This is a genomic window from Burkholderia sp. SR8 (assembly GCF_052851275.1).
In genome coordinates this window covers 112,105-118,308 of record NZ_JAULUC010000022.1, presented here as the reverse complement: position 1 = coordinate 118,308, position 6,204 = coordinate 112,105, and the positions used below count along the sequence as shown (strand labels likewise).

The window sequence follows — 6,204 nt, the reverse complement described above, 5'->3', positions numbered from 1 at the left end:
CATACCGATTGGCGCGCTTTGCGAGTTACTCGGCATCGGAAAAGCGGCATCATGCTCAACATCTTCCGCAACGGAACCCAGGATGATGAACATCGATACCGACCTGCCGGTGACGGTGACCGGCGCCACCGGCTACGTCGCCGGCTGGCTCGTGCAGCGCTTGCTCGAGGCCGGCGTGACGGTCCACGCGGCCGTGCGCAACCCCGACGACGCTGACAAGCTCAAGCATTTGCAGCGCATCGCGGCCGGCAAACCGGGCAAGATCCGCTATTTCCGCGCCGACCTGCTTGAACCGGGCTCGTATGCGGAAGCGATGGCGGGATGCGGCACCGTATTCCATACCGCGTCGCCGTTCACGGTGAACGTTCGCGATCCTCAGAAAGAACTGATCGATCCGGCGCTGCTCGGCACGCGCAACGTGCTGGAGACCGTGAATCGCACGCCGTCGGTGCGGCGCGTCGTACTGACCAGCAGTTGCGCGGCAATCTACGGCGACAACGCCGATCTCGCAGCCGTGCCGAACGGCGTGTTCGCAGAGGCCGTCTGGAATACCAGTTCGTCGCTCACGCACCAGCCGTATTCGTATTCGAAGACGGTGGCCGAACGCGAAGCGTGGAAAATCGCCGGTGCGCAGCAGCGCTGGGATCTCGTGACGATCAACCCGTCGCTCGTGATCGGGCCGGGCATCAATCCGCACGCGACGTCGGAAAGCTTCGAGATCGTCCGTCAAATGGGAAACGGCACGATGAAGATGGGCGTGCCGGATCTGGGCATGGGCGCCGTCGATGTGCGGGAGGTCGCCGATGCACACGTGCGCGCTGCATTCCTGCCGGATGCGCACGGCCGCTACATCGTGTCGGGTCACAACACGAGCCTGCCGGCGATGGCGGCGACGCTGCTCGAACGGTACGGCGCCGACTATCCGATCCCGCGGCGCATCCTGCCGAAGTGGCTCGTGTGGCTGGTCGGCCCGCTCGCGAACAAGAGCGTGACGCGCCGCGTCATCGCGCGCAACGTCGGTCTGCCGTGGCGCGCCGACAATAGCCGCAGCCGCGACGAACTCGGCATCCGCTATCGCCCGCTCGCCGAGTCGATGAACGACTTCTTCCAGCAGCTGATCGAAACCGGGCAGCTGAAGCCATGAACCGCTTCGTGATTTCGCCGGGCCTGCAGGTGATGCTCGCCGACCTCGGCGTGCGCGTCGACGAGCTGCTGCTGCGCGCGCAGTTGCCGGCCGATTTCTTCACACGCGCGAAGCGCGAGCTGACGACCGCCGAGTATTTCCGCCTGTGGCGCACGCTCGACGAAATGGTCGGCGACCCGGCGCTGCCGCTGCGCGTGCTCGATTTCCTGTCGGTCGAAGCGTTCGATCCGCCGCTGTTCGCCGCGTTGTGCAGCTCGAACTTCGACGTCGCGATCCGGCGCATCGGCGAATTCAAGCCGTTGATCGGTCCGTGCGGCTTGCGCGTGAAGCACGAGCCCGACGCGCTCGTGCTCGCCGTCGATTTCATCGAACGCGACGTGCCGCCGCCCGCGACATTGATCGCCGCCGAACTCGGCTTCTTCGTGAAGCTGGCGCGCATCGGCACGCGTACCGAGGTCGCCGCGCGGGCAGTCACGCTGCCGCGCGATCTCGCGCCGCATCGCGGCTACGCGGCGTTCTTCGGCGTCACGCCGCGCTACGGCGTTGCGCCGTCGGTCAGCGTGGCGCTGCAGGATGCGCGCCGCCCGTTCGTCACCGCGAACGACGCGATGTGGCAAATCTTCGAACCGGACCTGCGCCGCCGTCTCGACGCGCTGTCGGCCGACGCCGGCATCGTCGAACGCGTGCGCGCCGCGCTGCTGGAACTGATTCCCGGCGGCGTCGGCACGGTCGACGACGTCGCACGCACGCTCGCGATCAGCACGCGCACGCTGCAGCGGCGCCTCGGCGACGAAGGCACCAGCTTCAAGGCGATCCTGGCGGAAGTGCGCGAGCGGCTCGCGCGGCACTATCTCGACCACTCCGACTTGCCGTACAGCCAGATCGCGTTCCTGCTCGGCTATCAGGATCCGAACTCGTTCTTCCGCGCGTTCAGCGACTGGACCGGCATGACGCCCGATGCCGCGCGTGCACGCGCTGTGCATTGACGGTCGCGCCGATGCGGCACAGCCGATGCGAAAAGCGCAGCTGCACGGACGACGACTTCGCCCCGACGGGAGCCGTCCATGGGATCGCGCGAAGGATGCCGGTTATGGGAGCGGGGTCGACGAAGCCGCGCTACGCGTTACGCGTCATGCGCGCCGCCGGTAAGTCCCCGGCGTGCTGCCCGTCCAGTGCCGGAACGCGCGATGGAATGCGCTCGGATCGTCGAAGCCGATATCGGCGCCGATCGCCGCGATCGTGTCGAGCGTATCGGTCAGGCGCTGGATCGCGATGTCGCGGCGCAGTTCGTCCTTCAGCGCCTGGAACGTCGTGCCTTCCGCGGCCAGGTGCCGGCTCAGCGTGCGCACCGAGCAATGCAGATGCTCGGCGGCCTGGTCGATCACCGGCAGGTCGGGTAGCGCCGCCGACAGGTATTGCCGCACGCGATGGCACACGAGCTGTTCGCTGAACGATTCGAAGATCCAGTCGCCCGGCGCGCGCGCGAGGAACTTGCGCAGGTTGCGCTTGCTCTGCCGGATCGGTGCGTCGAGGTAGTCGGCGCTGAAACGCATCAGCGTGCGTTCGCAGTCGAACTGCACGGCGCCCGTGAAGAAGTACAGGTGCTCGACCGCATGGCGCGGCCGCGGACACGCGAGCTCGATCTGCAGCAGCGGGATCTTCTGCCCGATCAGCCACGAACACACGCCGTGCACGAGCTTGAGCATCAGCTCCTGGCCGAGCGCGCCGATCGGGCCGACGGCCGGGTTCGGCCGCAGCAGCACCTGCGCGACCAGGCCATCGCGCTTCGATTCGACGAAGAAGTCGTCGAGCAGGATATGGAAGAACTGGCCGAAACGATGCAGCGCCGTTTCGAGGTTGCGCGCATCGAGCAGGCTCAGGCACAGGTACTTCAGCGTGCCGCCGCGCAGCGGGCGCGAGAAGATGCCGGGCATCTCGTCGTCGAGATCGATCGCGAGCGTGCGGTACAGCGTCGAGAACTGCTCCTCCGTCACACGCGCATGCGGCTCGCCGAGCAGCTCGAGCGGGATGCCGGCGCCGCGCAGGTAGCGCTCGACCACGTCGCGCTGCACGCCCGCGCTCGCGAGAAACCCGTTGACGAGCGAGATCGGCACCGTCGCGCTCGGCGATGGCAGCGCTCGCCCGGGCCGGGCGGAAGGTGAATCTGAACCGGTCATCGCGTCCCCGTCGATCGAACCGCTCGCATTGTACTTGAGCGGCCGATGCCGGGCCGTCGGCGCGGCGGCCCGCGCGCCGACGCGCGTGCGACGCTGCGGCGCCATCAGTCGGCGCGGCTGAGTTCCCGGCGCAGGATCTTGCCGACCGTCGATTTCGGCAGGCGCTCGACCACGCGGATCAGCTTCGGCACCTTGTATGCGGCGAGGTTTGCGCGGCAATGCGCGACGATCGCGTCTTCGCTCACGGCCGCGTCCGGCGCGAGCACCACGAACAGCTTGACGGCCTCGCCGGTGCGCTCGTCGGGCACGCCGATGCACGCGCACTCGGCAATGCCCGGCAGCGCGGTCGCGACCGCTTCGACCTCGTTCGGGTACACGTTGAAGCCCGACACGATGATCATGTCCTTCTTGCGGTCGACGATCTTCAGGAAGCCGGCCGCGTCGAACACGCCGATGTCGCCGGTGCGGAAGTAGCCGTCCGCGGTGAACGCGGCCGCGTTCGCTTCCGGCTTCTGCCAGTAGCCGCCCATCACCTGCGGCCCCTGCACGCAGATCTCGCCCGCTTCGCCGATCGCCACCTCGCGGTCCTGGTCGTCCAGCAGCTTCACGTCGGTGGACGGCAGCGGCAGGCCCGTCGTGCCCGTGAACGCGTCGATCGACTGCGGGTTGAACGTGACGACCGGCGACGTCTCCGACAGCCCGTACCCTTCGCGGATGAAATTGCCCGTCACCGCCTTCCAGCGCGCGGAGATCACGTCGATCACCGCCGCGCCGCCGCCGGCGGACAGCTTCAGCCGCGACCAGTCGACCTCCTTCAGCCGCGGGTGGCTCGCGAGCCCCGCATACAGCGTGTTGACGCCGACGAACACCGACGGCCGCGCGGCCTGCAGCACGTCGATGAAGCCGTCCATGTCGCGCGGATTCGCGACGAGCCAGTTCTCCGCGCCGATCGCGAAGTAGGACAGGAAGTTCACCGTCAGCGCGAAGATGTGATACAGCGGGATCGCCGTCACGACGACCTCCTCGCCCGGCTGCCGCGCGCCCGGCACGATCGCCGCGAACTGCTGGATGTTCGCGACCAGGTTGCGGTGCGACAGCGCGGCGCCCTTCGACAGCCCGGTCGTGCCGCCCGTGTACTGCAGCAGCAGCAGATCGGCGCCGCCGAGCGCGACGGGTTCGAATGCGAGCGACGCGCCGGCGGCGAGCGCATCCGCGAGCGCGATCGATCCGGGGGGCAGCGCGTCGCACGCGCCGGCCGGCGCATCGACGACGCCGAGATCGCCGCGGCCCACGCTCAGCACGGTCCGCACGCGCGTGCGGCCGACCACGTCGGCGAACGTGCCCATCGAGCCGCCGCACACCACCGCCACTTCGACGCCCGCGTCGTTGAGCTGATGTTCGAGCTCGTGCGCGGTGTAGAACGGGTTCACGTTGACCTGGATCGCGCCGATTCGCGCCACCGCGACGAACACCACCGGGAACGCGAGCACGTTGGGCAGCATCACGGCCACGCGATCGCCCTTGCGCACGCCGACGACCTGCTGCAGGTATGCGGCCAGTGCGGTCGACTGGCGGTCGACGTCGGCGTACGTCAGCGTGCGGCCGAACGCGCGGAACGCGGGACGGCCGGCGAAACGGCGCATCGCGTCGTCCAGCAGCGCGGTTACGGAAGGAAAGCGATCGGCGTCGATCTCGGCGGGGATCGAGCCGTACGAGCCGATCCAGTGTCTCTTCGTCATGTCCTGCTCCTCGGGGGACGGCGCCGGGCAGCGCCGTTCGCACGGCGGCCCGCGCATCGGATGCGCACGGGCCGTCGCCTGATCGGCGACTATCGCCCGCCGAAGGTGCTTTGGAAATGATCCGGCCGGCCGAAAAGATGATCGAAACGGACACGCGGGCGATGCAGCCTGTATGGGCAATGGTGCGACAGCGGCTGCGCGGTCGTGGCGGCCACGATCCGACTATCGGTCGAGCGGCATGACGAACATACGGAATCGGGCCGTTCCTGGCGTCGTTCCGGCCTGATACGATCGCTTCGCTTCGGGTCGCGGCCGCGCAAACATGTCGTGCGCCACCCGGCACCTCAAGCCGGTACATCAAGCCGGTACATCAAGCCGGCACATCAAGCCGCCCATCGCTTCCGCACAACGGAGCGCGCCGGCATCCTGCTCGTGTCATCGGCCGGGTCGCCGCCGGTATCGTCGCCCGATGCGCCGGTCGCTCGAAGTGCCAGACGATCAGGACACCTTCGCAACCGCCGCCGATCGCGGCAACGTGCCGATCCGCAAAGCCAGGACAACACATTCTCTCAAGGGTCATCCGCCATGCCAGAACGCATCTCGTTTGGACAACTCCCCGCTCGGCTGCGGGACGTCGTGCTCAACGTCGAGGAATACGCGAACAACACCGGCCACGACTTCCGGCTCGTCGAGCTGGTCCGTGCGCGCGTGTCGCAGTTGAATGGCTGCGCGTACTGCCTCGACCGTCATGTCAAGGAAGGCACCCACGCCGGCGAGGATCCGCTGCGCTACACCCTGCTGCCCGTGTGGCACGAAGCACTGTACCTGTACAGCCCGCAGGAGCAGGCCGCGCTGCGTTGGGCCGAGGCGCTGACGCTCATCGGCGGCAACACGATCGACGACGCGCTCGTGGACGCGATGGGCGAACATTTCGATCGCGACGCGCTCGCGACGCTCACGCTGATCGTCGCGCAGATCAACACGTGGAACCGGCTCGCGAAGCCGTTCGGATGGCAGGCCGGCGTGTTTCAGGCCGGTTGATTCAGCCCGCGGCACGGCCCGCGCCGGGTGGTGACGGCACGGATATCAGGGTGAACCCTGTGGCGCATGGCACCGTTCCCGATCAGAATTGCGTGCCGTAAAC

5 protein-coding genes are annotated in these 6,204 nt (G+C 67.9%); 3 read left to right on the top strand and 2 right to left on the bottom strand.

Annotated features, from left to right (window positions below):
* Positions 1-85: 85 nt before the first annotated feature.
* Entirely contained in the window at positions 86-1,144 is a 1,059-nt protein-coding gene (locus tag Q3A80_RS24510; RefSeq protein ID WP_446331450.1) for an NAD-dependent epimerase/dehydratase family protein, read from the top strand.
* On the top strand, positions 1,141-2,130 hold the full coding sequence (locus Q3A80_RS24505; protein WP_446331449.1) for an AraC family transcriptional regulator ligand-binding domain-containing protein: 990 nt from the start codon (positions 1,141-1,143) through the stop codon (positions 2,128-2,130). The genes Q3A80_RS24510 and Q3A80_RS24505 overlap by 4 nt, the downstream gene beginning before the upstream one ends.
* A gap of 144 nt (positions 2,131-2,274) precedes the next feature.
* Here the strand turns inward: Q3A80_RS24505 and Q3A80_RS24500 are convergent, their stop codons facing one another.
* Together Q3A80_RS24500 and Q3A80_RS24495 are read right to left on the bottom strand one after the other, a co-directional pair.
* On the bottom strand, positions 2,275-3,426 hold the full coding sequence (locus Q3A80_RS24500; RefSeq protein WP_446331448.1) for an AraC family transcriptional regulator: 1,152 nt from the start codon (positions 3,424-3,426) through the stop codon (positions 2,275-2,277).
* Positions 3,426-5,060 carry an AMP-binding protein gene (locus Q3A80_RS24495; protein ID WP_446331447.1) on the bottom strand — a complete coding sequence of 545 codons (1,635 nt, stop codon included), beginning with the start codon at positions 5,058-5,060 and terminating at the stop codon, positions 3,426-3,428. The genes Q3A80_RS24500 and Q3A80_RS24495 overlap by 1 nt, the downstream gene beginning before the upstream one ends.
* A gap of 585 nt (positions 5,061-5,645) precedes the next feature.
* Here Q3A80_RS24495 and Q3A80_RS24490 point away from each other — a divergent pair.
* The gene (locus Q3A80_RS24490; RefSeq protein WP_446331446.1) at positions 5,646-6,101 is read left to right on the top strand and encodes a carboxymuconolactone decarboxylase family protein; all 456 of its coding nucleotides are present in this window, start codon (positions 5,646-5,648) and stop codon (positions 6,099-6,101) included.
* Positions 6,102-6,204 lie beyond the last annotated feature (103 nt).